General features: G+C 67.4%; 20 protein-coding genes. 8 read left to right on the top strand and 12 right to left on the bottom strand.

Translation table 11 applies throughout. The features are described from left to right. Positions 1 to 128 precede the first annotated feature (128 nt). Positions 129 to 1,862 (top strand): ubiquinone-dependent pyruvate dehydrogenase, encoded by a 1,734-nt coding sequence (poxB, locus tag AC3WT0_RS04935; RefSeq protein WP_492751934.1) that lies wholly within the window; start codon positions 129 to 131, stop codon positions 1,860 to 1,862. 24 nt (positions 1,863 to 1,886) lie between these two features. Here the strand turns inward: poxB and AC3WT0_RS04930 are convergent, their stop codons facing one another. Further along, the gene (locus AC3WT0_RS04930; RefSeq protein ID WP_492751933.1) at positions 1,887 to 2,036 is read right to left on the bottom strand and encodes a hypothetical protein; all 150 of its coding nucleotides are present in this window, start codon (positions 2,034 to 2,036) and stop codon (positions 1,887 to 1,889) included. Between the two features lie 6 nt (positions 2,037 to 2,042). Continuing rightward, complete coding sequence (locus AC3WT0_RS04925) at positions 2,043 to 3,818, bottom strand: ABC transporter transmembrane domain-containing protein (RefSeq protein ID WP_492751932.1); 1,776 nt, start codon at positions 3,816 to 3,818, stop codon at positions 2,043 to 2,045. A gap of 221 nt (positions 3,819 to 4,039) precedes the next feature. Here AC3WT0_RS04925 and AC3WT0_RS04920 point away from each other — a divergent pair, with 221 nt between their 5' ends. Both AC3WT0_RS04920 and dgcA read left to right on the top strand, forming a co-directional pair. Next, complete coding sequence (locus AC3WT0_RS04920) at positions 4,040 to 5,257, top strand: polyhydroxyalkanoate depolymerase (protein WP_492751931.1); 1,218 nt, start codon at positions 4,040 to 4,042, stop codon at positions 5,255 to 5,257. A 13-nt stretch (positions 5,258 to 5,270) separates the two neighbouring features. Beyond that, positions 5,271 to 6,266, top strand: coding sequence for an N-acetyl-D-Glu racemase DgcA (gene dgcA / locus AC3WT0_RS04915; RefSeq protein ID WP_492751929.1), 996 nt, complete (start codon positions 5,271 to 5,273; stop codon positions 6,264 to 6,266). On the opposite strand, the gene AC3WT0_RS04910 is transcribed toward dgcA, so the two are convergent. Together AC3WT0_RS04910 and AC3WT0_RS04905 are read right to left on the bottom strand one after the other, a co-directional pair. Then, positions 6,254 to 8,593, bottom strand: coding sequence for a serine/threonine-protein kinase (locus AC3WT0_RS04910; protein ID WP_492751928.1), 2,340 nt, complete (start codon positions 8,591 to 8,593; stop codon positions 6,254 to 6,256). The two genes, dgcA and AC3WT0_RS04910, sit on opposite strands and share 13 nt — an antisense overlap. Next, positions 8,571 to 9,116, bottom strand: a complete 546-nt coding sequence (locus AC3WT0_RS04905) for an ECF-type sigma factor (RefSeq protein ID WP_492751927.1) — start codon at positions 9,114 to 9,116, stop codon at positions 8,571 to 8,573. Before AC3WT0_RS04905 ends, AC3WT0_RS04910 begins: the two co-directional genes overlap by 23 nt. 75 nt (positions 9,117 to 9,191) lie before the next feature. Between AC3WT0_RS04905 and AC3WT0_RS04900 the strand changes: the two genes are divergently transcribed. Further along, positions 9,192 to 10,196, top strand: a complete 1,005-nt coding sequence (locus tag AC3WT0_RS04900; RefSeq protein WP_492751926.1) for a fatty acid desaturase — start codon at positions 9,192 to 9,194, stop codon at positions 10,194 to 10,196. Between the two features lie 111 nt (positions 10,197 to 10,307). Here the strand turns inward: AC3WT0_RS04900 and AC3WT0_RS04895 are convergent, their stop codons facing one another. From AC3WT0_RS04895 to AC3WT0_RS04885, 3 genes are all read right to left on the bottom strand, one after another. Beyond that, positions 10,308 to 10,892, bottom strand: a complete 585-nt coding sequence (locus AC3WT0_RS04895) for a PEPxxWA-CTERM sorting domain-containing protein (protein ID WP_492751924.1) — start codon at positions 10,890 to 10,892, stop codon at positions 10,308 to 10,310. Positions 10,893 to 11,028: 136 nt separating this feature from the next. Continuing rightward, positions 11,029 to 12,207: an acetyl-CoA C-acyltransferase gene (locus AC3WT0_RS04890; RefSeq protein ID WP_492751922.1), complete on the bottom strand. Its 1,179-nt coding sequence runs from the start codon at positions 12,205 to 12,207 to the stop codon at positions 11,029 to 11,031. Between the two features lie 67 nt (positions 12,208 to 12,274). Next, on the bottom strand, positions 12,275 to 12,688 hold the full coding sequence (locus tag AC3WT0_RS04885; protein WP_492752191.1) for a MaoC family dehydratase: 414 nt from the start codon (positions 12,686 to 12,688) through the stop codon (positions 12,275 to 12,277). A gap of 164 nt (positions 12,689 to 12,852) precedes the next feature. Between AC3WT0_RS04885 and AC3WT0_RS04880 the strand changes: the two genes are divergently transcribed. Next, positions 12,853 to 15,795 carry an L-glutamate gamma-semialdehyde dehydrogenase gene (locus AC3WT0_RS04880; protein WP_492752190.1) on the top strand — a complete coding sequence of 981 codons (2,943 nt, stop codon included), beginning with the start codon at positions 12,853 to 12,855 and terminating at the stop codon, positions 15,793 to 15,795. A gap of 171 nt (positions 15,796 to 15,966) precedes the next feature. Next, on the top strand, positions 15,967 to 16,464 hold the full coding sequence (locus AC3WT0_RS04875) for a hypothetical protein (RefSeq protein WP_492751921.1): 498 nt from the start codon (positions 15,967 to 15,969) through the stop codon (positions 16,462 to 16,464). Positions 16,465 to 16,473: 9 nt separating this feature from the next. Here AC3WT0_RS04875 and AC3WT0_RS04870 read toward each other — a convergent pair whose 3' ends face one another. The 5 genes from AC3WT0_RS04870 to AC3WT0_RS04850 all read right to left on the bottom strand — a co-directional run bounded on the left by AC3WT0_RS04870 (position 16,474) and on the right by AC3WT0_RS04850 (position 22,046). Continuing rightward, entirely contained in the window at positions 16,474 to 17,529 is a 1,056-nt protein-coding gene (locus AC3WT0_RS04870) for an FUSC family protein (RefSeq protein WP_492751920.1), read from the bottom strand. Between the two features lie 220 nt (positions 17,530 to 17,749). Beyond that, positions 17,750 to 18,229, bottom strand: a complete 480-nt coding sequence (locus tag AC3WT0_RS04865) for a MarR family winged helix-turn-helix transcriptional regulator (RefSeq protein WP_492751918.1) — start codon at positions 18,227 to 18,229, stop codon at positions 17,750 to 17,752. A 361-nt stretch (positions 18,230 to 18,590) separates the two neighbouring features. Beyond that, positions 18,591 to 19,688, bottom strand: a complete 1,098-nt coding sequence (locus AC3WT0_RS04860; protein ID WP_492751916.1) for a lectin-like domain-containing protein — start codon at positions 19,686 to 19,688, stop codon at positions 18,591 to 18,593. Continuing rightward, positions 19,660 to 21,399 (bottom strand): sensor histidine kinase, encoded by a 1,740-nt coding sequence (locus AC3WT0_RS04855; protein ID WP_492751914.1) that lies wholly within the window; start codon positions 21,397 to 21,399, stop codon positions 19,660 to 19,662. The genes AC3WT0_RS04860 and AC3WT0_RS04855 overlap by 29 nt, the downstream gene beginning before the upstream one ends. Beyond that, on the bottom strand, positions 21,396 to 22,046 hold the full coding sequence (locus AC3WT0_RS04850; protein ID WP_492751911.1) for a LuxR C-terminal-related transcriptional regulator: 651 nt from the start codon (positions 22,044 to 22,046) through the stop codon (positions 21,396 to 21,398). Before AC3WT0_RS04850 ends, AC3WT0_RS04855 begins: the two co-directional genes overlap by 4 nt. Positions 22,047 to 22,415: 369 nt before the next feature. On the opposite strand from AC3WT0_RS04850, the gene AC3WT0_RS04845 reads away from it, so the two are divergent. Together AC3WT0_RS04845 and AC3WT0_RS04840 are read left to right on the top strand one after the other, a co-directional pair. After that, a complete protein-coding gene (locus AC3WT0_RS04845; protein ID WP_492751909.1) occupies positions 22,416 to 22,748 on the top strand; it encodes a hypothetical protein in 333 nt (110 codons plus the stop codon). A 52-nt stretch (positions 22,749 to 22,800) separates the two neighbouring features. Further along, positions 22,801 to 23,928, top strand: a complete 1,128-nt coding sequence (locus AC3WT0_RS04840) for an efflux RND transporter periplasmic adaptor subunit (protein WP_492751907.1) — start codon at positions 22,801 to 22,803, stop codon at positions 23,926 to 23,928.

The following is a 23,928-nucleotide window of genomic DNA, read 5'->3' as shown; positions in this document are numbered from 1 at the left end:
GCGGCTGCTCGCCGGTCCGACCCGATATCCAGATATTATACCGGGAACACGCCTTAAGCCTTAGTCGTTTGCGCGAGGCGCTCCGACGCTCCAATGTCGCCACGCTTTGACTGACCGGGAGGAACGATATGCCCTCGACCGTAGCCGAACAATTTGTCGCAACGCTTGCCGCCGCCGGGGTGAAGCGCATCTACGGAGTCGTCGGCGACAGCCTGAACGGCATCACCGATGCGATCCGCAAGCGTGGCGACATCGAGTGGATCCATGTGCGGCACGAGGAGGCAGGCGCCTTCGCCGCCGCAGCCGATGCGCATCTGACCGGGAGCATGGCGGTGTGCGCGGGCAGCTGCGGGCCGGGCAATCTCCACCTGATCAACGGGCTGTTCGATTGCCATCGCTCGCGCGTGCCGGTGCTCGCGATCGCGGCGCACATTCCCTCGCCCGAGATCGGATCGGGCTATTTTCAGGAAACGCATCCGCAGGATCTGTTCCGCGAATGCAGCCATTATTGCGAACTGGTGTCCGATCCGGCGCAGATGCCGCGCAGTCTGGAAATCGCGATCCGCACCGCGATCGGCGAAGGCGGCGTGTCGGTGATCGTCATCCCCGGCGACGTCGCGCTGAAACCGGCGGCAAACGCCATCGCGCCCAAACCGGCGGGGCTGCTGCCCAAGCCGCCGACGGTGGTGCCCGCAGACAGCGAGCTCGACGCGCTGGCGGCGATGCTCGGAGCGGGCAAGCGCGTGACGCTGATGTGCGGATCGGGCTGCGCGGGCGCGCATGACGAAGTGGTGGCGCTTGCCGCGAAGCTGAAGGCACCCGTCGTCCATGCGCTGAAGGGCAAGGAATTTGTCGAATATGACAATCCCTATGATGTCGGGATGACCGGCCTCGTCGGCTTCGCATCGGGCTATTACGCCATGATGGACGCCGACATGCTGCTGATGCTCGGCACCGATTTCCCCTATCGCCAATTCTACCCGTCGGGCAGCGCGCGCATCGCGCAGATCGACATCCGCCCGGGCCAGCTTGGCCGCCGCGCGGCGATCGACCTCGGCGTGGTCGGCGATGTCGGCGCGACGATCCGCGCGCTGCTTCCGCGCCTTGCCGAGAAGAGCGATACGAGCTTCCTCGACAAGGCGGTGAGCCATTATCGCAAGACCCGCGCCGATCTCGACGAGCTCGCGGTCGGCAAGCCCGGCAAGCGCCCCATCCATCCGCAGCAGGTCGCGAAGGCGCTGAGCGATCTGGCCGATGAGGACGCAGTCTTCACCTTCGACGTGGGCCTGCCCGTCGTCTGGGCGGCGCGCTATCTGAAGATGAACGGCAGGCGCCGGCTGATCGGATCGATGTGGCATGGCTCGATGGCCAATGCGATGCCGATGGCGATGGGCGCGCAGGCGACCTTGCCCGGGCGGCAGGTCATCTCGCTGTCGGGCGACGGCGGCTTCGCGATGCTGATGGGCGATCTCCTGACGCTGCGTCAGTATAAGCTGCCGGCCAAGATCGTGATCTTCAACAACGGCTCGCTGGGCTTCATCGAGACCGAGCAGCGATCGACCGGCTTCCTGCCTTTCGGCACCGATCTCGATAATCCCAATTTCGCCGCGATGGCCGAGGCGATCGGGATCAAGGGGATCAGGATCGAGGATCCGGCGGACGTTGAATCCGGCATAAGCGCGGCGCTGGCGCATGACGGGCCGGTGCTGGTCGACGCAGTGGTGGCGCGCACCGAACTGCCGATCCCGCCCTCGATCAACGTCGAGATGGCCAAGGGTTTCACGCTCTACATGATCCGCGCGGTGATGAGCGGGCGCGGCGACGAACTGGTTGATCTCGCCAAGACCAATCTCTGGCGCTGAACGGGACGGCGGGAGCGAGGCGGCTCAAGCGGGAAGGGCCCAGTGCCTGACCGCGAGGAACAACCAGATGCTCCCGCCGACGGCAGCCACGATGGCGAGGCATATCGCCAATAGAATGAGCACGACCCGGCAGGGGATCATCACCTCCAGCCAGTCCCACAGCCAGTCGAACATGGCGGGTCAGGCCGCCAGCCCGTCGAACTGCAGCCGCGCGAGGCGGGCATAGAGCCCGCCGGCGGCGGTCAGCGCGTCGTGCGTGCCTTGTTCGACGATGCGGCCCTCGTTCATCACGATGATGCGATCGGCGGCGCGGACGGTGGCGAGGCGGTGGGCGATCACCATCGTCGTGCGGCCTTCCATCAGCCGTTCGAGCGCATCCTGCACCAGCCGCTCGCTTTCGGCGTCGAGCGCCGAGGTCGCTTCGTCGAGCAGCAGGATCGGCGCGTCGCGCAGCAGTGCGCGGGCGATCGCGATGCGCTGGCGCTGGCCGCCGGACAGCCGCGCGCCGCCTTCGCCCATGAAGGTGTCGAGGCCTTCGGGGAGAGCGCGGAGGAACGTCGCGGCATTGGCGGCCTCGGCGGCCTTCCACAGCGCATCGTCGTCGGCGTCCCAGCGGCCATAGCGGAGATTGTCGCGCGCCGATGCGGCGAAGATCACGGTTTCCTGAGGCACCATGGCGATGCGCGCGCGGATCTCGGCGGGATCGGCGTCGGCGAGCGCCACGCCGTCGAGGCGGACCGCGCCCGACTGCGGATCATAGAAGCGCTGTGCGAGCTGGATCAGCGTAGACTTGCCCGCACCCGAAGGGCCGACGACCGCCACGGTCTCGCCCGGTGCGATGTCGAGGTTGAAATCGCTGAGCGCCGCGACCTCGGGGCGCGTCGGATAGCGGAAATCGATATGATCGAAGGTCAGGCGGCCGCGCGGCGGGACGGGGAGCGTGGCGGGCGCCGCCGGCGCCCTGATCTCGGGCTGCTCGGCCAGCAATTCGCTCAATCGCCCGGCGGCGCCGGCGCCGCGCAGCAGATCGCCATAGACTTCGGTCAGCGCGCCGAACGCACCGGCGACCAGCCCGCCGGTCAGCACGAAGGCGGCGATGTCGCCGCTGCTGATCCGTCCGTCGGCGACGTCGATCGCGCCCTGCCACATCACCATGGTGATCGATCCGAAGATCAGGGCGATGACCACCGCCGTCATCCCCGCGCGGATGCGAATGCGTCGCCGCGCGGTGCCGAAGGCGCGCTCGACCGCCTCGGCGAACCGGCCACGTTCGCGCGCTTCCTGCCCGAAGGCCTGGACGATCTTCATCGCGCCCAGCGTCTCGGCGACGATCGCGCCGACTTCCGCGATCCGATCCTGGCTCTTGCGCGACATGGCGGTCAGCCGCCGCCCGATCAGCACGATCGGCAGGATGACGAGCGGGATGCCGATCAGCAGCAGCCCCGCCAGCTTGGGCGCGAGCATGAAAAGATAGATGATGCCGCCAACGCCCATCACCAGGTTGCGCAGCGCGACCGAAATGGTCGTGCCCACCACCTGCTCGATCACCGAGGTGTCGGCGGTGAGGCGCGAGGCGATTTCCGAGGGGCGGTTCTCCTCGAAATAGCGCGGGGCGAGGCGAAGCAGGTTGGCCTGCACCGACCGGCGTATGTCGGCGACGACGCGCTCGCCCAGCCACGATACGAAATAGAAGCGCAGCGCGGTCGCGATCGCGAGGACGACGACGATCATCAGCAGGTAGCGGAAATAGGGCGTCACGTCTCCGCCATGCGCGACGAAACCCTTGTCGATCACGCGCTTGAAGCCGCTGGGGATGGCGAGCGTCGCAGCGGCCGCGACGAGAAGCGCCGCGCCCGCCGCCGCAATATGGCCGGGATAGCGCACCGCATGGGTCCAGATCATCGCCAGATTGCCGAGCTTGCGCTCGCCGCGTCTGCCTTCCTTGTCCTCAGCCAATGCGGTTCCTTTTGTCTCTGTCGGCCTTCATCGCCGCGAACGGCGCCCCCCGCTGGGCCGAGCCCTAGCAATCGCGGCCGCGCCTCTCAATCATGTTTGCCGGGGTATCCGGGAGATGAGCATTTGGTTAGCGCTCGCATCTTGCATTGCAACATTAACCCTTGGAGGCGTAGGACAGGCTCGAACGCGCCTTGGGGAAGGGGCGCTGGACAGGATTGCCGATGCTTTACGATGCTTATGAGATGCAGCGTTCGTTCCTCGCCGGGGCTAGCGCGATCGCCAATGCCAGCGCCGAGTTTCTGAACAACCCGATCAATCCGCTGTCCTATTTCGGCGGCGGTCCGGTGCTTGCCTCCGCGCTCGAGGTGTTCGCGCACGCCGCCGCGCCGCGTGGCAAGCCGGCTTTCGGCTTCGTCGAGACCAAGGTCGACGGCAAGCGCGTGGTGGTGAGCGAGGAGATCGTCCTCCAGAAGCCCTTCGGCCAGTTGAAGCGTTTCCGCCGCGAAGGCGTTGAGGGCCAGCCCCGACTGCTGATTGTCGCGCCGATGTCGGGTCACTATGCCACGCTGCTGCGCGGGACGGTCGAACGGTTGCTGCCTTCCACCGACGTTTACATCACCGATTGGCGCGACGCGAAGCTGGTGTCGCTCGCCGACGGCGATTTCGACCTCGACGACTATATCGATTATCTGATCGAGTTCCTCGATCATATCGGGCCGGGCGCGCATATGCTCGCGGTCTGCCAGCCTTCGGTGCCCTGCTTCGCGGCGGCGGCGCTGATGTCGGCCTCCAAGCATCCGGCGCGGCCCAGGACGCTGACCATGATGGGCGGCCCGATCGACACGCGCGAGGCGCCGACAGCGGTCAACACGCTCGCCACCCAGCGCCCGCACGCCTGGTTCGAGCAGAATGTGATCGCGACCGTGCCCTTCAGCTATCCGGGCGCGGGGCGGAAAGTCTATCCGGGCTTCCTGCAGCTTGCCGGCTTCATGTCGATGAACCTCGGCAACCACCTGATGAGCCATTGGGGCATGTTCAAGCATCTGGTGGCGGGCGACGACGAGAGCGCCGAGGCGACCAAGGATTTCTACGACGAATATCGCGCGGTCTGCGACATGACGGCGGAATTCTATCTCCAGACCGTCGATCTGGTGTTCCAGACCCACGCGCTGCCCAAGGGCGAGATGAAGCATCGTCGCGCGACCGTCGATACCAAGGCGATCACCGATATCGCGATCCTCGCGATCGAAGGCGAGCGCGACGATATTTCGGGCATCGGCCAGACGAAGGCGGCGCTCAAGCTGACGCCGAACCTGCCCGAGGCGCTCAAGAAATATCATCTCGCGCCGACCGTGGGCCATTACGGCATCTTCAACGGCCGCCGCTGGCGCGACGAGATCGCGCCGGTGGTCGAGGACTGGATCACGAAGCATAATTGAGGCGCGGTCGGCCGTGCGCGGGCTGACCGTCACCGCCGCGATCGAGCGCTTCGCCGTCGCGGGCAGCTTCGTGATCGCGCGCGGGGCCAAGCAGCATGTCGATGTCCTCGTCGCCACGGTCGGCGACGGCACCCATGTCGGGCGCGGCGAGGCGACGCCCGTCTATTATGAAGGCGAGACCGCCGAGGGCTGCGTCGCCGCGATCCGCGCCCATGCCGCATCGTCCGAGCCGCTGACGCGCGCGAGCCTGCTGGCGACCATGACGCCGGGCGCCGCGCGCAACGCCCTCGATTGCGCCCTGTGGGATCTGGAAGCGCGGCGCGCGGGAACAAATGTCGCCACGCTGGCCGGCTTGCCCGAACCGAGGGCGATCGAGACGGCCTATACGATCTCGGTCGGCACGCCCGAGGCGATGGAGATGGCCGCGCGCGCCGCCGCTTCGCGTCCCCTGCTCAAGATCAAGCTCGACGGGCAGGGCGATCGCGCCAAGATCGCCGCAGTGCGCCGAGGCGCGCCCGCCGCGCGGCTGATCGCGGATGCCAATGAGAGCTGGGGCGGGCTCGACATCGCGGCCGAGGCGGCGGCGCTGGCCGCGCTGGGCGTCGAGATGATCGAGCAGCCAGTCCGCGCGGGTACGGAAGCGCGGCTGGCGGGCATCGCTTCGCCCGTGCCGCTGGTCGCCGACGAAAGCTGCCAGAGCAGCGCCGATCTCGATCGCTGCATCGGGCGTTTCCAGGGGATCAACATCAAGCTCGACAAGGCCGGCGGGCTGACCGAAGCGCTGCGGCTTGCCGATGCCGCCGCCGCTGCGGGGCTGGACGTGATGATCGGCTGCATGCTCTGCACCTCGCTCGCCGTCGCGCCGGCGGCCCTGCTCGCATCGCGCGCGCGCTGGGTCGATCTTGACGGGCCGCTGCTGCTGGCGGCCGACCGGGCGGGAGGCTTCGCCTTCGAGGGGAGCAGGCTGGTGCCGCCGCCGGTTCCGATCTGGGGCGGTCAGCCGCAATAATCGGTAGCGAGCTTCTGCGACTCCGGCAGGTTCTTGCGTTCGTCGCGCGCGCCGAGCTGGCCGCGCGCGCGCATCGCTTCCCATGTCGCCACCGCCTCGCGCGCGGCCGCGCAGGCCTGCGCCCTGCGCCCACCGGCGGCGAGGAAGCCGGCATAGCTGTTCGCGCCGATCGCGACATCGCGGATGCGCGACGGATCGGCGGGCGAGGCCTTCAGCCGGTCGCGACGGATCGACAGGCTCTGCGCCGCAGCCTCGATCGCCTCGGCGTGACGCCCCATCTGGCTGAGCACCAGCGCGCGCTGGCCGAGGAGCATCACCAGCTTCTTCTCGGCATTGGCATCGGGGCCGTAATCGAGCACGCGGCGGACCGCCGCGATCCCGCTGTCGGCCGCCGCGAGCGCTTCGCTGCCCTGCCCGGGCAGGTCGCCGAGCGATCCCGACAAGTCGAACATCGCCTCGCCCTTGCGGATCAGCCAGTCGGGCGTCTCGCCATGATCGGCCATGGCTTTCTCGGTCAGCACCTGTTGCTCGCGATACCAGGGCAATGATCCGGCGATGTCGCCCGTCTCATATTCGGCGTCGCCGATCATGTTGAGCAGCGTCATTTCGAGCTGGAGAGCCGCCTCGCGATCGGCGGCGGCGAAGCGCGCGGCGCGGAGCGTCGCGAGCGTGTCGGTGAGGATTGGCATCGCCTTCTCGGGATGATCGCCGACCATCAGGTCATAGGCTTCGCTCTTGCGCGTCACGAGGCGGCCGAGCAGCGCGCCCTTGGCCTGCGGGTCGATCGCCAGCGCCTTGTCGAACCACTCGCGCGCGGTCGCGTTCATGCGCGCGGATTCGGCGTTGTTGGCGAGCAGGGTCCAGCGATCGGCATAGACCCAGCCCAGCGTCTCGCAGGCAGCCGCGCTGTGCGGATCGGCGGCGATCACGCCGCGCAGCAGCGCTTCGGCCTTGTCGAGCGACTGGCGCGCCGCCTGCGGCTGGCCGAGGCTCGACGTGCCCGAGAGGCCCTGCACCGCCGCCAGCCGGCGATAGCCTGCCGCCGTCTCGATCCTCAGCGCCTCGGGCGCGCCCCGCGCGGCGGCAAGCTGATCGAGATAGCGGGCGCTGCGCTGGGCGATGTCGGCGCGGATCGCCACCGTCCCCGGCGCGGCGCGCAGCCGGTCGTAGAGATCGAAAAGCTGATATTTGGCGAGGCTGCGCAGCTCGGCGAAGCGGGCATCGGCCTCGGCGCGGGCGCGCTCGGCGCGCTGATAGTTGCGCGTGGCGACGGCGGTGCTGCCGGCGAGCACGAGCATCGCCGCCGCCGTCGCGATCACGCCGATCCGGTGCCGCTCGATGAACTTGCGCGCGCGGTAGAGGAGGGTGGGCGGCTGCGCCGAGACCGGCAGGCGATCGCGCCAGCGTTCGAGATCGGCGATCAGCGCCGCGACGCTGCCGTAGCGCGTCTTCTCGTTGGGCCGTGCGGCGCGGTCGGCGATCGCCTTCAGGTCGGCGTCGCGCGTCTGGGCCGTCAGATCGCGCATGATGATGCCGAGCGCGAACACATCGTCGGCGATCGTCGGCGCATTGCCCGCCAGCCGCGCGGGGCTGGCATATTCGCGCGTCATCGGTTGCAGCCCGGCGTCGAAGCCGTCTTCCTGCTCGAGCAGCCGGGCGATGCCGAAGTCGAGCAGCTTCACGCGCCCGGCCGGGTCGACGAGAATGTTCGACGGCTTGAGGTCGGCATGGACGACGAGGCGGGCGTGCGCGAACTGCACCGCGTCCGCCGCCTTGATCAGCAGGTCGATGCGCTGGCGTTCGCCAAGCCCTTCGGCGAAGTCGCTGATCGGCAGGCCGTCGATATATTCCATGACGAGATAGGGGATGCCGGTATCGGTCATCCCCCCGTCGATCAGCCGCGCGATATTGGGATGTTCGAGCCGCGCGAGGATGCGGCGTTCCTCGGCGAAGCGCGAGCCGGCAAGCGGCGCCAGATGCGCGCGGATGAACTTGATCGCGACGGTCTGATCGTAGAGCCCGTCGTCGCGCACCCCGCGCCACACCTGTCCCATGCCGCCGCTGCCGATCGGCGCGATCAGGCGGAAGGGGCCGATGCGGTGGGGCGGGGGCTGCGCCTCCATCTCGTCGTCGGCGGGGAAGAGCGTGGGCATCGAGCCGGCGGCGGTGCGGTGGCTGCGCTCGAGCGCGGCGAGGCGCGTGCGCACGCGCTCATCCTCGCGCGACAGCAGCCTTTCGCGCAGGCGGACATTGTCGGGCCGGTCGAACAGACGTTCGAACAGCGCCAGCGCGCGGCGTTCGACCTCAGCCGGTGACGGGCCCGGCATCGGATGCCAGATAGTCCTGCAGCCAGGCGCGCGCCGCCTGCCAGCGCCGCTTGACCGTGCGTTCGGCAAGCCCGGTGAGCGCGGCCGTCTCCTCCACCGTCATGCCGAGGGTGAAACGCAGCTCGACGATCCGCGCATGATCGGCCGAGAAACCTTCGAGCGCGGCCAGCGCGGCGTCGAGATCCTCGACGTCGACCAGCGCCTCGCGCGCGCCGGGCCACGAGGTGAGCAAGGTAGGGCGATGCCGCTTGACCGCCGCCGAGCGGCGCGATTCGTCGATGAGCACGCGGCGCATCGTCCGCGCGGCGAGCGCGAGCATATGGCCCTGGCTGCTGGGCGCCACGGCCGAGGATTGGATCAGGCGGAGCGCGGCCTCGTTGACCAGATCGGTCGGCTGGAAGACGCAGCGCATCTGATCGGTCGCGATGATTCGGCGGGCGATGCGGCGCATGTCGTCATAGCAGGAAGCGAGGATCGCCTCGGCCGCCTGCTCAGGTTCGCTCTGCGCCGCTCCGTCTGCCACCAAGCCACTCACGCAATCGATGATTCCCGCCTTCCGGGGCAGGTTCAAGCGCGAATAACGGGAAAGCGTGGTGATATGGTTACCGTCGCGCTCATTATCTTGTCGAACGATGTCGGCCAAGCTGCTATGCAAGGCCGATATTTCATCGAGGGGCTGGCGATGACCGGACGGACGTTGAACGAGGAACGGGTAATCGCGCGCGAATTGTCGCCCGATGTTGCGTGGCCGACGATCATTTTCGCCTTCGCCCTGCCGCTGGTCCACCTGTCGATCGTGGCCGCGGCGCTCATGGGTTACATCAACATGTGGCTGGCGATGCCGGTGCTCGGCTTCACCGCCTATATGCACTATACGATCGTCCACGAAGCCATTCACCGTAACATGATGCGCCGGTCCTTCGCCTTCGAGCCGGTCAACACCGCGCTCGGCTGGATCGGATCGATCGCGATCGGGACGACCTGGCCGCTGCTCAACCGCACGCATCTGGCGCACCATGCCCACACCAATACCGAACGCGATGCCGATATCTTCCTGAAGGGCAGCTATCCGCGCCTGCTGTTCATCTGGGTGGTGTCGATCGTCGCCAATCTGATCCCGGTGCCGGTGGTCAAATGGGCGTTCGACAAGGCCGGTTTCGACAGCGGCTATCTCAACACCCGCCATCTGATGAGCGAGCGCGAATGGCAGCTCCACCTGATCGCGCACACCGGGCTGTGCGCCTTCGTCTGGGGCATGATCGCGCTCGGCTACGGGCCGCAGGTGATCGCGCTGTTCGTGATGCCGGCGGCGTTCGGGCGGCTGCTGCTTGGCACCTTCCAGCAATGGCTGCCGCATGCGCCCTTCGTCGAGGCCGGCCGCTACCGTCAGGCGCGGATCATGAAGGTGCCTTTCGGTCCGCTGCTCTACATGGGGCATGACGTGCATCTGGTGCATCATCTCTGGCCGAGCGTGCCTTTCTATCATTATGGGCGCTTCTATCGCCGGCTGGAGCCGATCCTGCGCGCCAAGGGCGCGCGGATCGAAGGCCTCGTGCCCCGCCCGGTCGAGGTTCCGGCCGAGCCCGTAACCCAGCAGAACTGATCGCGAAGCCCCGCAGGCCGAAGCAATCCGGGCGGCATTGTCCGATGACGCCGGATTGCTTCGTCGGCCCCGCCCTCTCGCGACGGAAGGGAAGGCCATGCCCGCTGCGGATCAGGCGGTGACGTAACGCGGCGCGGCGCGCCTGCGCATCGCCATCCCGGCCAGCCCGAAGCCCGTGATGAGCAGCGCCCAGCTTGCCGGCTCGGGCACGGCGTTGCCGCCCATGCTGACCGTCAGCGTCGCGATGCCGGCATTGCCGTAGCAGGCCTCGCCGTCGCAGAAGGGATCGGGCCAGCCCTGGTTGGAATAGACGCCGACCGCGCCGAACGCCCCCGGCTGGAACCAGTAGAAGCCGGTGCCGCCGCCATTTTCGGTATTGAGGTTGAGCCCGATATAGTCGGCGCCGATATTGTTGCCGAAGCTGGTGGGGTAAGGCTCCATCCGCTGCGTCGGGGCGCAGAAGAAGGCGGCGTTGCCGCTGTCGCAGCTGTCGGGGACGATGTCGGCGGCGCTGGTGACGAAGTCGGCCGCCGTGAAGCTCCAGGTCGCGGTGCTGGTCGCGAGCGTATTGCCCTCGTCGTCGCGCTCGCTGACATATTCGCCGGTGAAGGTGTAGACGACGCTCGCCTGCGCCGCGCTTGCCAGCGCCAGCGCCGAAACCGCCGCCGCCTGCGCAACTTTCCGCAATGTCCGCATGAAATTTCCCCTCTGAGCAACGGACGCGCACCCCTGCGCGGCCTTCATCGGGGAATGCGTGGAAAGTCGGGAAAGGGGGCCAATGGCCCGAACAAAAAAAGGGCGGCGCGAATTCCTTCACGCCGCCCGCGTCCGATCAGAGGACTTCGAACAGCCCGGCCGCGCCCATGCCACCGCCGATGCACATCGTCACCACGACATATTTCGCGCCGCGCCGCTTGCCTTCGATCAGCGCATGGCCGGTCATGCGCGCGCCCGACATGCCATAGGGATGGCCGATCGAGATCGCACCGCCATTGACGTTGAGCAGCTCGTTGGGGATGCCCAGCTTGTCACGGCAATAGAGCACCTGCACCGCGAACGCCTCGTTCAGCTCCCAAAGGCCGATATCGTCCATCTTGAGGTTGAAGCGCTCGAGCAGCTTCGGGATGGCGAAGACGGGGCCGATGCCCATCTCGTCGGGCTCGGTGCCCGCCACCGCCATGCCGACATAGCGGCCGAGCGGGTTGAGGCCCTTCTTCTCGGCGACCTTGGCTTCCATCAGCACCGATGCCGACGAACCGTCCGAAAGCTGGCTGGCGTTGCCGGCGGTGATGTTCATCCCCGGCCCCATCACGGGCTGGAGCGACTTCAGGCCTTCCAGCGTGGTGTCGGCGCGGTTGCCTTCGTCCTTCGCCAGCGTGACTTCCTTGTAGCTGACCTCGCCCGTCGCCTTGTCGACCACCGCCATCGTGGCGGTCAGCGGCACGATCTCGTCGTCGAACTTGCCGGCGGCCTGCGCGGCGGCGGTGCGCTGCTGCGACTGAAGCGCATATTCGTCCTGCGCGTCGCGGCTGATGCCATAGCGGGCGGAGACCGTCTCGGCGGTACCGAGCATCGGCATGTAGATGTCCTTGTGCATCGCCAGCAGCTCCTTGTCGGGAGCCACGCGCATCTCCTTGGTCTGGACGAGCGAGATGGATTCGACGCCGCCGCCGATGGCGATGTCCATATTGTCGGTGATGATCTGCTTGGCGGCGGTGGCGATCGCCATCAGGCCCGACGAGCACTGGCGATCGACCGACATGCCCGACACTGTGACCGGCAGCCCGGCGCGCAGCAGCGCGTTGCGCGCGATGTTGCCGGCCTGGTGGCCCTGCTGGAGCGCTGCGCCGAAGATCACGTCCTCGACTTCGCCGCCATCGATGCCGGCGCGCTCCACAGCGGCGCGGATCGAATGGGCGCCGAGCGTCGGCGAGGGCAGGTTGTTGAACGCGCCGCGATAGGCGCGGCCGATCGGGCTGCGGGCGGTGGAAACGATGACTGCGTCACGCATGGTCGAGAGTCCTATGGTTGATGCGCCTATATGGGCGCGGGAAGGTTCAGATGAAGAACTGGCTGATCTACTCGGCGATCAGGGCGGGCTTGTCCTCGCCTTCGATCTCGAGCGTATATTCGATGGTCTGCTGGAACTGGCCGGGACGCTTTTCCTCGATTTCGAGCAGCTTGAAATGACCGCGCACGCGCTTGCCCGAGCGGACGGGGGCGAGGAAGCGGACTTTGTTGCCGCCGTAATTGACGCCCATCTTGATGCCGTCGAGGCGCGGCATGTCCGTCATCTGCGTGAGCACGGGCATCAGCGACAGTGAGAGGAAGCCGTGCGCGATGGTGCCGCCGAACGGCGTCAGCTTCGCTTTTTCCACGTCGATATGAATGAACTGGTGATCGCCCGTCGCGTCCGCGAACTTGTCGATCATTTCCTGGCTCACGGTCAGCCATTCGGACGTGCCGATGGGCTGGCCGGTCATTGCCTTCATCTCGTCGATTGTGACGATCGGCACGCTGTTCCCTCCTGACCGTTTCTGGCGCATAGGCGCGCCTATCTCCCCCCTAATAGGCCGCGCTTTTTCAGCGAAACAAGGGCGCGGCGACGATGAGGTCGAAAGTGCAGGATTCCGCAACGTCCGTTTTCCGCGCGAAAATGAAGGCGCTCCACCGCGCGGCCGAGCCAGACGTGCTGGCGCCGCTGATCGAGGCCGCGCGCACCGATTCGCGCGAACGCGACGGGATCGTCGCCAACGCGCTCGGTCTGCTCGCCGATCTCCGCGTCGCGCAGCGCTCGGGCTGGGTGAACCAGTTCCTCCAGCAATATCGCCTCAACAGTTCCGAAGGCGTCGCCTTGCTCTCGCTGGCCGAGGCCTTTCTGCGCGTTCCCGATCCCGAGACGGCGGATCTGCTCATCTCCGACAAGCTGGGTGATGCCGATTGGCGCGCGCATACCGGCAAGTCATCGTCCGCCCTCGTCAACTCGGCGACCTGGGGGCTGGTGATCGGCCGTGCGCTCGTCGCCGACGAAGGCAATGCCGGCGTGCTCCGCCGCCTGATTTCGCGCGCGGGCGAACCCTTCGTCCGCCAGGCGGTCGGCTCGGCGATGAAGATGATGGGCGAGATCTTCGTGATGGGCCGCACCATCGACGAAGCGACGCGCCGCATGAAGCGATCGGAAAATCGCGGTTTCACTGCCAGCTTCGACATGCTGGGCGAAGCGGCGCGCACCTTTGCCGACGGGCGGCGCTATTTCGACGCCTATGTCGGCGCGATCGACGCGGTGGGCGAGGATCCCGCGGCCGGCCACTCGATCTCGGTCAAGCTCTCCGCGCTCCACCCGCGCTATGAAGTCGCGCAATATGATCGCTGCGTCCCCGCGCTCACCGAAATGCTCGAGGCGCTATGCGTCCGCGCCGCCGACAAGGGCATCGCGCTGACCGTCGACGCCGAGGAATCGGAACGGCTCGACATGAGCCTCGACATCATCGGCGCGGTCGCGCGTCTGCCCCGGCTCAAGGGCTGGGACGGCTATGGCATGGCGGTGCAGGGCTATGGCAAGCGCTGCCGCCCGGTGATCGGCTGGGCCGATGCGCTGGGACGCGAGACCGGGCGGCGGATGAACGTCCGCCTCGTCAAGGGCGCCTATTGGGACAGCGAGATCAAGCGGACGCAGGAAGCCGGGCTTTCCGATTATCCGCTGTTCACGCGCAAGGCGGCGACGGACGTCTCCTACCTCGCCTGCGCCAAGGACATGCTGGCCGCGCCCAATATCGCGCCGGCCTTCGCCAGCCATAATGCGCTGACCGTGGCGACCATCCTCGAATGGGCGGGCGACGCCCGCGATTTCGAATTCCAGCGCCTCCACGGCATGGGCGAGGGGCTGTACGAGCGGCTGGTGCGCGAGGAGGGCTATCATTGCCGCATCTACGCGCCGGTCGGCGGGCATCGCGACCTGCTCGCCTATCTCGTCCGCCGCCTGCTGGAAAATGGTGCGAACAGCAGCTTCGTCCACCAGCTTGCCGACGAAGGCATGACCGACGCCGAGCTGCTCGCCGATCCGGTCGTGCATATCGAGGCGGTGGGCGGCGCGCGCCATCCCTCGATCCCGCTGCCGATCGACCTGTTCGGCGAGCGGCGCAACAGCGGGGGCGTCGACCTGCAGGAAAAGGATATCCTCGCCGCCGTCGCCCGGGATATCGCGGCGACGCCGCTGCCCGCCGCATCGCCGTCGCCAGATGTCGCCGATGCGATCGCGCGCGCGCAGGTGGCCTTCCCCGCCTGGTCGAGCCGCAGCGTCGCGGACCGTGCGGCGGCGCTCGACGCGCTGGCCGACGCGCTCGAGGCCAATCGCACCGAACTGATGGCGATCGCGGTCAAGGAAGCGAGGAAGACGCTGCCCGACGCGCTCGGCGAAGTGCGCGAGGCCGTCGATTTCTGTCGCTATTATGCGGCCCAGGCGCGGCTTGGCCTCGAGGCCGTCGAGCTTCCCGGGCCGACCGGCGAGCGCAATATCCTGCGCATGGAAGGCAAGGGCGTGTGGGCGACGGTCGCGCCGTGGAACTTCCCGCTCGCCATTTTCCTCGGCCAGACGGTCGCGGCGCTCGTCGCCGGCAATACCGTGATCGCCAAGCCGGCGCCGCAGACGCCGCTGATCGCGGCGCGCTCCGTCGCGCTCGCGCATGAAGCCGGCGTGCCGCAGGACGCGCTGATCCTGTTGCCCGGTGGCCCCGAGGCTGGGGCGGCGCTGGTCGCCGATCCGCGCGTCGTCGGCGTCGCCTTCACCGGGTCGACGGGTACCGCGCGCCGCATCGCGCGCAGCCTGCTCGACGACGAGAACCGCCCGCTCGTCCCGCTGATCGCCGAGACCGGCGGGATCAACGCGATGATCGTCGATTCGACGGCGCTTGCCGAACAGGTGGTGCAGGATGTCGTCACCTCGGCCTTCCGCTCGGCGGGGCAGCGCTGCTCGGCGCTTCGCCTCCTGCTGCTGCAGGAGGATATTACCGAATCGACGCTCGAGATGCTCGCCGGCGCGATGGACGCACTGATCGTCGGCGATCCTGCAGATCCGGCGACCGATGTCGGCCCGGTGATCGATCAGGCGGCCTATACCAAGCTGATGGATTATCGCGAAAGCCGGCGGCCGAGCTGGATCAAGACGGTCGACGCGCCGTCGGAAGGGCTGTTCGTGCCGCCCACCGCGATCCGTATCGCCGACGTCGAGGCGCTCGATCGCGAATGGTTCGGCCCGATCCTCCATGTCGCGACGTGGAAGGCCGGGACGCTCGAGGAGACGATCGCGCGTGTGAACGCCAAGGGCTTCGGGCTGACGATGGGGCTCCACAGCCGCATCGCGCGCGCGGCCGAGACGATCGAGGCGCTGGCGCGCGTCGGCAATCTCTACGTCAACCGATCGATGATCGGCGCGATCGTCGGCTCGCAGCCCTTCGGCGGCGAAGGCCATTCGGGCACGGGGCCGAAGGCCGGCGGCCCGCACTATCTCTATCGCTTCTGTGCGGAGCGCGTGACCTCGACCGACACCACCTCGGCCGGCGGCAATGCGACTCTCCTGTCGCTCGACGAGGAAGGTATTTAGCGGTCCTTGCTTGAAGCGGCGCCGGCCCGCTCCTCCACCCACATTTAACATTTGTCGACTGTCGTCGCCGGTTCGTCGACCCGGCGACGGCGGTCGATCTCCCGTCGAAACGAAGTCGCCTCGGTGACGGCACGGGCATAGGCGCTTCTCCCGGACGAGAGGAGACCAACGATGCTGTTTCATGTTTCAGTCGAAGCCGACGATCCACGCCGCACCGCCGCCCTACTGGCGGAGTTCTGGGGCGGCGAGGCCTTTCCCTTTCCTGCGGTGACGCCCGGCGCCTGGATGGCGATGGCGCCCGATGATCGCGGCACGATCATCGAAGTCTATCCGCGCGGCACCGAGCTTCATCCGGCGGACGACGGCGCGACGGGCGTGCGCGTCACCCCGCGCCGCCACAACGCCACCCATTTCGCGATGGCGACGCGGATGAGCCGCGCGCAGGTGATGGCGATCGCGGCGCGCGAAGGCATCGCCGCCAGCTATTTCGAACGCGGCGGGCGCTTCGGCGTAATCGAGCTGTGGATCGATGGCTGCATGATGATCGAGGTGCTGACCGAGCAGATGCAGCGCGACTATATCGACAGCATCTCCATCCCCAATGCGCGTGCGATGGTGGCGACGATGTCCGATCACTATGGCATCGCGGCGGATCATCGGGCGGCCTGACCCTCCCGGTCAGGCGTCCTCGATCCGGCGCAGCGGCAGCAGCCAGGTGGCGACGACGAAGCCGAGCCCGCAACCGAGCAGCGTTTCCCACGCGCGCGAGGAAAGGACCTCGACCGATCGTTCGCCGCCGAGCGCCAGCGTGATCATCAGCGTGAAGGCAAAGGCCCCGCAGGCGACGTCGTAGCGTTCGGGCAGAGCCACCGCGTAGATCATCATCGCGGCCGCCGCTGCGCTCCACACCGCCAGCGGCGCGGTGTCGATCAGCGGCACGAAGGCGATGCCGATCGCGACGCCCACCAGCGTGCCGATCACCCGGTGGCGGATGCGCAGGATCGTCGCGGCCGATGTCCCCGCGACAACATAGGTGGACGCGGTGATGGCCCAGGCAGATTCCGTCAGCCCGATGACTGCGTTGAGCATAACGATCGCCAGCGCCGGGATCGCGGCCTGCAGCCCCATCGCCAGCTCGGTCGGCAGGCGCCCGGCGCTTCGGCCGATCGGCACGAAGGGCACCGGACGCTCGGCCGGGCCCGACAGCAGGCGCGGCACGATCGCGCTGGGCAACGCGATCAGCCCGGCAATGCCGATCAGCGGCAGGTCCGCGGGCGTCAGCCCGTCGCCATAGGCCAGCAGCAGCCCGATATAGATTTGCGAGCCCGTTCCGGTGCCGAGCAGCCCGAAGCGGCGGAGATAGCCGACGAGGAATGCCCCCGCGACGAGCATCAGTTCGGGCGCGGTCACGCCGATCCGCGCCAGCGTGTCGCGTCCCAGCACGAAGATCGCGGCGCTGACCGCGGCGGCCAGCGTCAGCACGGCGAGGTCGCGGCTCGACCGCCGGCGATCGCTCTCGCCTTCGGAAACGCTGGCCCACAATGCGAATCCGCCGGCGAGCGAAGGCAGCAGCGCGCCGTTGCCGATCGGCCAGGACAGGCTGACGAGCGCGCCGCACATCGCGGCGAGCGCATAGGCGGTGACGAGCCGTAGCCCCTTGATCCGCCGGTGCGCGCCCGGATCGAGACGCCCGATCCAGGCCGCCGCCCTTGCATATGCGCCCCCGCCTTGCATGGCCTGTCTCAGGTCGCCGCGATCAGCAGGCCGCCGACCAGCCCGCCTTCGATAAGCATTGCGTCCAACGAGGCCCCTCCAGTCGCGATATAGCCGCAACCGATCATTTCCCCCGCCAGTCGGTTGTGCAAGCGAAAGCACAAGCTGCCCGGCGAGCGAGGCGCCGGGTTAGCGCGGGCGGCGCCCGTGCGGCGACGCGAGGCCATGAAGGCCCCGGCTTTCAGGTCCCGGAGTGGCGCGCCAGTCGCTCGCGCAGATCCACCAGCCCGCCCTCCATCTCCCTCAGCCTTTCGAGCGTAAGGCCCGTGGCGTGCAGCACTTCCTGCGGCACGCAGGCCGCCTCTGCGCCGATCGCGCGGCCCTTGTCGGTAAGGGTGATGCGCACGACGCGCTCATCGGCGCGATCGCGACGACGGTCAATGAGCCCCGCGGCCTCCATGCGTTTCAGCAAGGGGGTGAGCGTACTCGAATCGAGGAAGAGCTGGTCGCCGAGCTCGCCGACGGTCTGGTCGTCCTTCCCGTGAAGAAGGGTGATCGCGAGATATTGCGGATAGGTCAGCCCCAGTCTGTCGAGAAGCGGCTTGTAGAGGCGGTTGAACGCCAGGCCGGTCGAATAGACCGCAAAGCACAGGAAACCCTCAAGGGCAGCATCGGGTCGGCCACTTTGGCCGGGCGGTTGGATGGCGGGAGTCCGGGTCACACCCAATTGTAGATAGCGTGCGATAAAATAGCAAGGTTGACATCTGCCCTCGAATATGGCGGCGAGCTCAACAGCAACAATCGCGTCCACAGCGCGACGTTCAAGCTCGGCTATCGCTTTGGGGGAAAGCGCCGGTCAGCGCATGCCGCTGCCCCAACCTTTGCTTTAACCCATGTGAATGCGCATCCCGGCGAGACGGACGATAAGGATCGCGGCCTCAGGGGGCCATGCATGTTCGCGACTGAACTGACCCGGCTGGGCAATGACGGCCCAGCCGGGTTTGTTGTGGAGCAATCGGGCAGCCCATCCGCAAAGCGGGAACCGCGCCCTCCGCCTTGACCTTACAGATCAGGAGATCGGTTCAGCCAAGGCTGCAATCGAGGGTCCGGCGACGCTTCCGGCGCGTGGCCCCGCCCACCGCGCCGAAGCCGGCGATCATCATCGCCCAGGTCGCGGGTTCCGGCACGCCCTCGGTCGGCCCTCCGGCCGGAATGGTCCCGGTCGGGCTTGTCGTGATGGGATTGTAACTGTTGTTGAACGTCCAGTTCACAATGTCCTGCGCACTCCAGTTCGCGCCCGTGCCGCCGGTGAAGCCGACAAAGACCGGATTTGTACCGAACAGGCTCGCCAGATCGATCGTATAGCTGAGGCCGGCAGCGTCGGGCCGCAGGCCGTCCGTGGACCAGCGCACCTCCATCAGATTGGTGGCGCCGTTATAGTCGACGAAGGCGGTGATGTCATAGCCGCCGCTAAGGTCCAGCGTGGACGACACGTTTGCATAGGCGAGATGATTTATCGCATCGCCATTCTGCATGATCGCGATGTGATTATTGGCGGTGAGATCGCCATTGGATTCGGGATCGAACCAGTTGCTGTAGGTATCGAATTCAACCTCGACGCTGGGGCTGATGCCGCCATAACCCATGGAGCCGCCGGTGCCGCCGACACTGTTGGACTGGGTCTGGATGACGAAAGCGATGCCGTCCGCTCCGATCGGACCCCATGGGGTGTCGCCATTTGAGCCGATGTTGAAGGTGAAGCGGGTGCTGAAGCCATAGTCATTGGTCAGCGCAATAGCCTGCGTGTTGAACACGGAGCCGCCGGAGTCGGGTTGGGGCGGGGTGAGCCGCATCACGGTCCGTCCGTCGACATCGAGCGCGGTGGCGGCGCCGTTGATCTGGAGTCCCGTCGTGTCGGCGAAACCGGCGTAGGAGAATGTCTGGGCCGGCGCCGATGTCGCCATCATCCCGCCAATCGAGAGCGCCAACAGGGCCGCCCTATATCCCATCGCATCGAACCGCATTTCCGCCTCCCACTGTCCCGGCCACGAAGCCCCCTTCGCGGCGTGTCGGAAGCTATTATCGGTGGTCCGCGCGATACCCATCAATCCCCGGTTCCGGGGATGGATGCGGTTAATCATTGGTAAATTTTCACGATTTTCGTTTCCATCCGTCTCCAATCGGGACGAGCACGGCCACGCGCACCCCTTGCCCCGGGGCGGTTTCGATATGCAGATCGCCGCCCATTTGCGTGGCGCGGCGATGCATGTTGGCGAGACCGCGTCCCTCGCCCGGGGAGCCCCTGGCCGTGGCGGGATCGAAGCCCTTGCCGTTATCCGCGAGCGTCACGAGGAGCGAGTCGCCGTCTGCGGGCTCCGCCATGAGCGTGATTCGCGTGGCATGGCCGTGGCGCAGGGTGTTGGCGATGCCCTCCTGCAGCAGCCGGTAGAGGCTGAGCAGGCGGGGCGCATCGAGGCGCGGCGCGGGAGAGGCAAGCCGACATCGCCAGTCAAGGGTGATGCCCGACCGGGCCAGCTGGACCCACATGCGTTCGCGGAACATCGCCAGCGCCTCGTCGACCGGCTCGTCGGCGGCGTCGATCGCGCTGGCCATGTTCCGCAGATCGTCCATCGCCGATTGCAGCGCTTCCCCGATTTCCGCATGGCTCAGACGCTCCTCGCGGGTGTCGAGCAGGAGATGAGTCAATATGCCGCCTACGCCGTCGTGCATGTCCCGCAACAAGCGTTGCCGCTCGGCGTCGATCGCGATCCGTCGTTCCTGATGGCGCAGCAGGTTGGACGAGCGCAGCAGGCTCGCATCCTGTTCGAGGACCTGTCGTTCGAGATCGGTGCGCGCTTCATCGGCTTCCCGGCTGAGCTGGCGGCCCTGGAGCGCTAGTTCGAACAGGATGAGGAAGGTCGTCAAGGTCGGCGTCAGCACGGAGGCCTGCAACATGGGACCGGATGGAGTCGGGTGGATAAGGATGTCCCAGGCGGTCGAGGTTATGCCGATCATCAGGATCGCCATCACCCGGATCGCAGGGCCTGGCGCGGTGCGGCTCAGCCGCAGCAGGGTAGCGATCCCATAGGCGGACACCAGAGCGAGCGCGGTGGCGTCGAGCCAGGGGACGACGGGGGCGACATCGCCGCGCACCAGCATGGCGACGATCAATATCGCAAAGCCGATGGCGAAGCAGCCGAGCGCGATCCCGGCCGCCCGGGGCCGCCAGCCGGCAAAGGCGTTCACGGTCAGCGCGACCATCGCCAGCATCAGATATTCCACGCCGTAGCGCAGCAGCGGGAACCAGGCATAAGGCAGCGCATCCGCGCCGAAGGCGGTGAACCAGGCGTCCGCGCTCACCAGGATCATGAACAGGCCGGTGATGGTCTGGAGCCGGGAGAAGCGGCTGAGGGGCAGCAGCACGAGCAGGGCCATCCCCAGCAGCCCCTCGACGGCGATGGCCAGCCAGACCATGTCGAAACGCTGGAAGCGTTCCCAGCCGGCGGCCCTGCCGATCCGGTCATAGGGGCCGGCATAGAGCGCGTCCGTCGCTCCGCAGGAAGCGCGAAGGCAAGTGAGCGACCACGTCCCTTCCGCCGCCCCCTGCTCGGCCGGCGAGAGGAGCGTCATATGCGCTGGATAGAGGATGGCGGGCTGCCAGCCGGGGATGTGAAGCATTGCCGGTTCCGCAAGGCCCGCTGCCCAGGCGCCGGTCGGACCTTTCGTGGAAGCCAGCCCGGCGCGCCCGGCGGGCACGCGATATTCGCTCCACGCCGTCGCCGGCTGAAAGCCCAGCACGATCAGGCCGTAGAAAATCCAGAACAGCAATTGCGCGCCCAGCACGGTGACGAGCGCGCGGCGCCATCCCCACCGCCGCAGCTTCACGGTCATGGGCGCAGCAGCCCGCTCCTGAAGGCACGCACCATTGCCTCGCCCCGGCTGCTCACGCCGAGCTTGCGGTAGATCGACTTCACATGATCGCCGACCGTGTGCGGCGACAGCGACAGCGCCTCCGCCGCCTGCCGGTTGCTCTGGCCGCGCGCCAGCAGCTGGAGCAGTTCATATTCGCGAGGCGACAGGTCGGGATCCTCGTCGCCCGGCTTCGGCTGTTCCTGCTGGCCGCGCAGGTAACGCAGCACATAGGCGGCGATGCTGGGCGAAAGCGGCGCCCCGCCCGACAGCGCGGCGGCGGCCTGCTGGCCGATGTCCAGGCTATCGAGGTCCTTCAGCAGATAGCCGTCCGCGCCGGCCAGCACCGCCGCCAGTACCGTCGTCTGATCGCCCAGGACGGACAGCACCAGAATCTTCGGTTCAAGGCCGCGCCGGGCGCGAATTTCCGCGATCAGATCGATCCCGTTACCGTCGGGAAGCCCGAGATCGAGAATGAACAGGTCCGCGTCATGGCTGAGCAGCGCGCGCGCCTCGGCCAGCGAGCCCGCCGTCCCGAGCAGCGACAGCCCACCATGAGCCGTCACCCCATGGGCGACATGTGCGGCGATCCGCAGATCATCCTCGACGATCACGACCTTCGCTTGCACGTCGCCGTCAACCTTTCGCCAGCACCGGGCTGCGTCCAGCCCCTGCCCGAGCGGAGCATAGCCATTTCCTGCGCCATGCCATTAGCCGGTTAGCCTGCGCAGCGCCAATATTGCGAATTGGCCGATGAAATATCTATCGAGATGACCCGCACCATCAGGAACGCCACCGTCAAACGCTTCCATGGTCCATACGGCAACAAATAGGTCGCGGAACTGCCGTTCGCCCCAGTTCGGATTGGATTATCGGCTACGCGTCCCAGATTCGGCCGTTCGTTGTCCCTGTCGTCACATCTGAAAGCGGCCGCGCTTTATAGGCACGACGTGCGAGATGCCCTTACAGTGCCGCGACAATGTGATAGTTGACCCCAGATGCGCGCGTTGCTGCCCCTGCTTGCCTGCCTGATGCTGATCGTCACCAGCCTGACGTCGGTGGCGCACGCGGCCGAGGGAGCAGAAGGTGCGATCAGCGCGGTCGAGATGACTGCGTGGCACGCGCCCGGCGATGCCGACAACGTGCCCGCGGATGCGGATCGCGATTATCCGCATCATCACTCGCTGTGCCACGGCCACGATCTTGCCGCGCCGATGAAGCTGGGGGCAGCGCCGGAGCTTTATTGCGGGGCGCGGGCTTTGCGGCCCGGCGTATCGGCCGTGCTGCCGAAGCGTGCGGCCGATACGCCGCTGAGACCGCCGATCGCCTGACATCGACCGATCGCGCCCGCAGGCGCGCCCGTCCTTGTCAGGAGTTATCTTCATGTCCCGAATTACGGCGGCGCTTTGCGTCGCGATGCTCGTTGCCGCGTGCGGCGGATCCGCGCCCGCACCCGAAAACACCAGTGCCGAGGCGCATGCCGACGGCGCTATCACCCTTACTGCCGCCCAGATCGCAGCGGCCAATATCGGCGTCGCGCGCGTCGGCCGCGCCGGAACTGCGGGCGTGATCGAGGCACCCGCGTTGATCGAGAGCGATCCCGACGCGACGCGCGTGGTCGCATCGCCGATCGAAGGGCGGATCGTCTCGCTTTCCGGCAATCTGGGCGATGCCGTGCGCCGCGGCCAGACGCTGGCGGTGATCGAGAGCCGCGAGGCGGCGAACCTGCAGGCCGAAGTCGAAAAGGCGCAATCGCGCCTCACGCTTGCCCGCACCACGCTGGCGCGCGACGAGGCGCTATTTGCCCGCGGCTTCCGGCCACGCCGCGAAGTCGACATTTCGCGCGCGGGCTTCGAGCAGGCGGCGACCGATGTACGGCTTGCACGACAACAGCTTGCCGCATCGGGCATACGCGGCGGCGGCTTCAACCGGATCGCCATCACTGCCCCGATCGCCGGGCGTATCGTCGCGCGCACCGCCATGCTGGGGCAGGTATTCACCGCCGACGCCCCGGAGACCGAGCTGTTCCGGATTGCGGCGCTCGAACGGCTGAGCGTGATGCTGTCCGTTTCGGCAGCGGATGCGGTGCGGGTGAAGCCGGGCGCGGCGATGGATGTCGAAGCGGCAGGCCGAAAGGCTGTCGCGCGTGTGCGTTTCGTCGCACCGACGCTCGATCAGCAGACACGGCTCGTCCGCGTTATCGCCGATCTCGACAATCGCGACGGGCGCTGGCGGGCTGGCGAGCCGGTGCAAGTGCGGATCCAGGTCGACGACGGCAAGGGCGGGGCGCTGACCGTCCCGACCACGGCGGTGCAGACCGTTGATGGGCGGTCGGTGGTCTTCGTGCGCACGGCGCGGGGATTTCGCGACGCGCCGGTGACATTGGGCGGACGCGACGGGGCGATGGTCGTCGTCGCATCCGGCCTGTCCGGCGACGAGCGGATCGCCGCCACCAACAGCTTCACGCTCAAGGCCGAACTCGGCAAGGGCGCGGCGAACCACGAGGACTGA

This window comes from Sphingomonas sp. EU05-FHT14C10 (assembly GCF_058790595.1).
The sequence above is the reverse complement of the archived record's forward strand: the minus strand, read 5'-3'. Positions and strand labels throughout refer to the sequence as shown.

Coding starts and splice junctions, on each gene's coding strand:
- poxB (WP_492751934.1), top strand. CDS start 129: ATGCCCTCGACCGTAGCCGAACAATTTGTCGCAACGCTTGCCGCCGCC.
- AC3WT0_RS04930 (WP_492751933.1), bottom strand. CDS start 2,036: ATGTTCGACTGGCTGTGGGACTGGCTGGAGGTGATGATCCCCTGCCGG.
- AC3WT0_RS04920 (WP_492751931.1), top strand. CDS start 4,040: ATGCTTTACGATGCTTATGAGATGCAGCGTTCGTTCCTCGCCGGGGCT.
- AC3WT0_RS04910 (WP_492751928.1), bottom strand. CDS start 8,593: ATGCCGGGCCCGTCACCGGCTGAGGTCGAACGCCGCGCGCTGGCGCTG.
- AC3WT0_RS04900 (WP_492751926.1), top strand. CDS start 9,192: ATGGTTACCGTCGCGCTCATTATCTTGTCGAACGATGTCGGCCAAGCT.
- AC3WT0_RS04895 (WP_492751924.1), bottom strand. CDS start 10,892: ATGCGGACATTGCGGAAAGTTGCGCAGGCGGCGGCGGTTTCGGCGCTG.
- AC3WT0_RS04890 (WP_492751922.1), bottom strand. CDS start 12,207: ATGCGTGACGCAGTCATCGTTTCCACCGCCCGCAGCCCGATCGGCCGC.
- AC3WT0_RS04885 (WP_492752191.1), bottom strand. CDS start 12,688: ATGAAGGCAATGACCGGCCAGCCCATCGGCACGTCCGAATGGCTGACC.
- AC3WT0_RS04880 (WP_492752190.1), top strand. CDS start 12,853: ATGAAGGCGCTCCACCGCGCGGCCGAGCCAGACGTGCTGGCGCCGCTG.
- AC3WT0_RS04875 (WP_492751921.1), top strand. CDS start 15,967: ATGCTGTTTCATGTTTCAGTCGAAGCCGACGATCCACGCCGCACCGCC.
- AC3WT0_RS04870 (WP_492751920.1), bottom strand. CDS start 17,529: ATGCAAGGCGGGGGCGCATATGCAAGGGCGGCGGCCTGGATCGGGCGT.
- AC3WT0_RS04855 (WP_492751914.1), bottom strand. CDS start 21,399: ATGACCGTGAAGCTGCGGCGGTGGGGATGGCGCCGCGCGCTCGTCACC.
- AC3WT0_RS04845 (WP_492751909.1), top strand. CDS start 22,416: ATGCGCGCGTTGCTGCCCCTGCTTGCCTGCCTGATGCTGATCGTCACC.
- AC3WT0_RS04840 (WP_492751907.1), top strand. CDS start 22,801: ATGTCCCGAATTACGGCGGCGCTTTGCGTCGCGATGCTCGTTGCCGCG.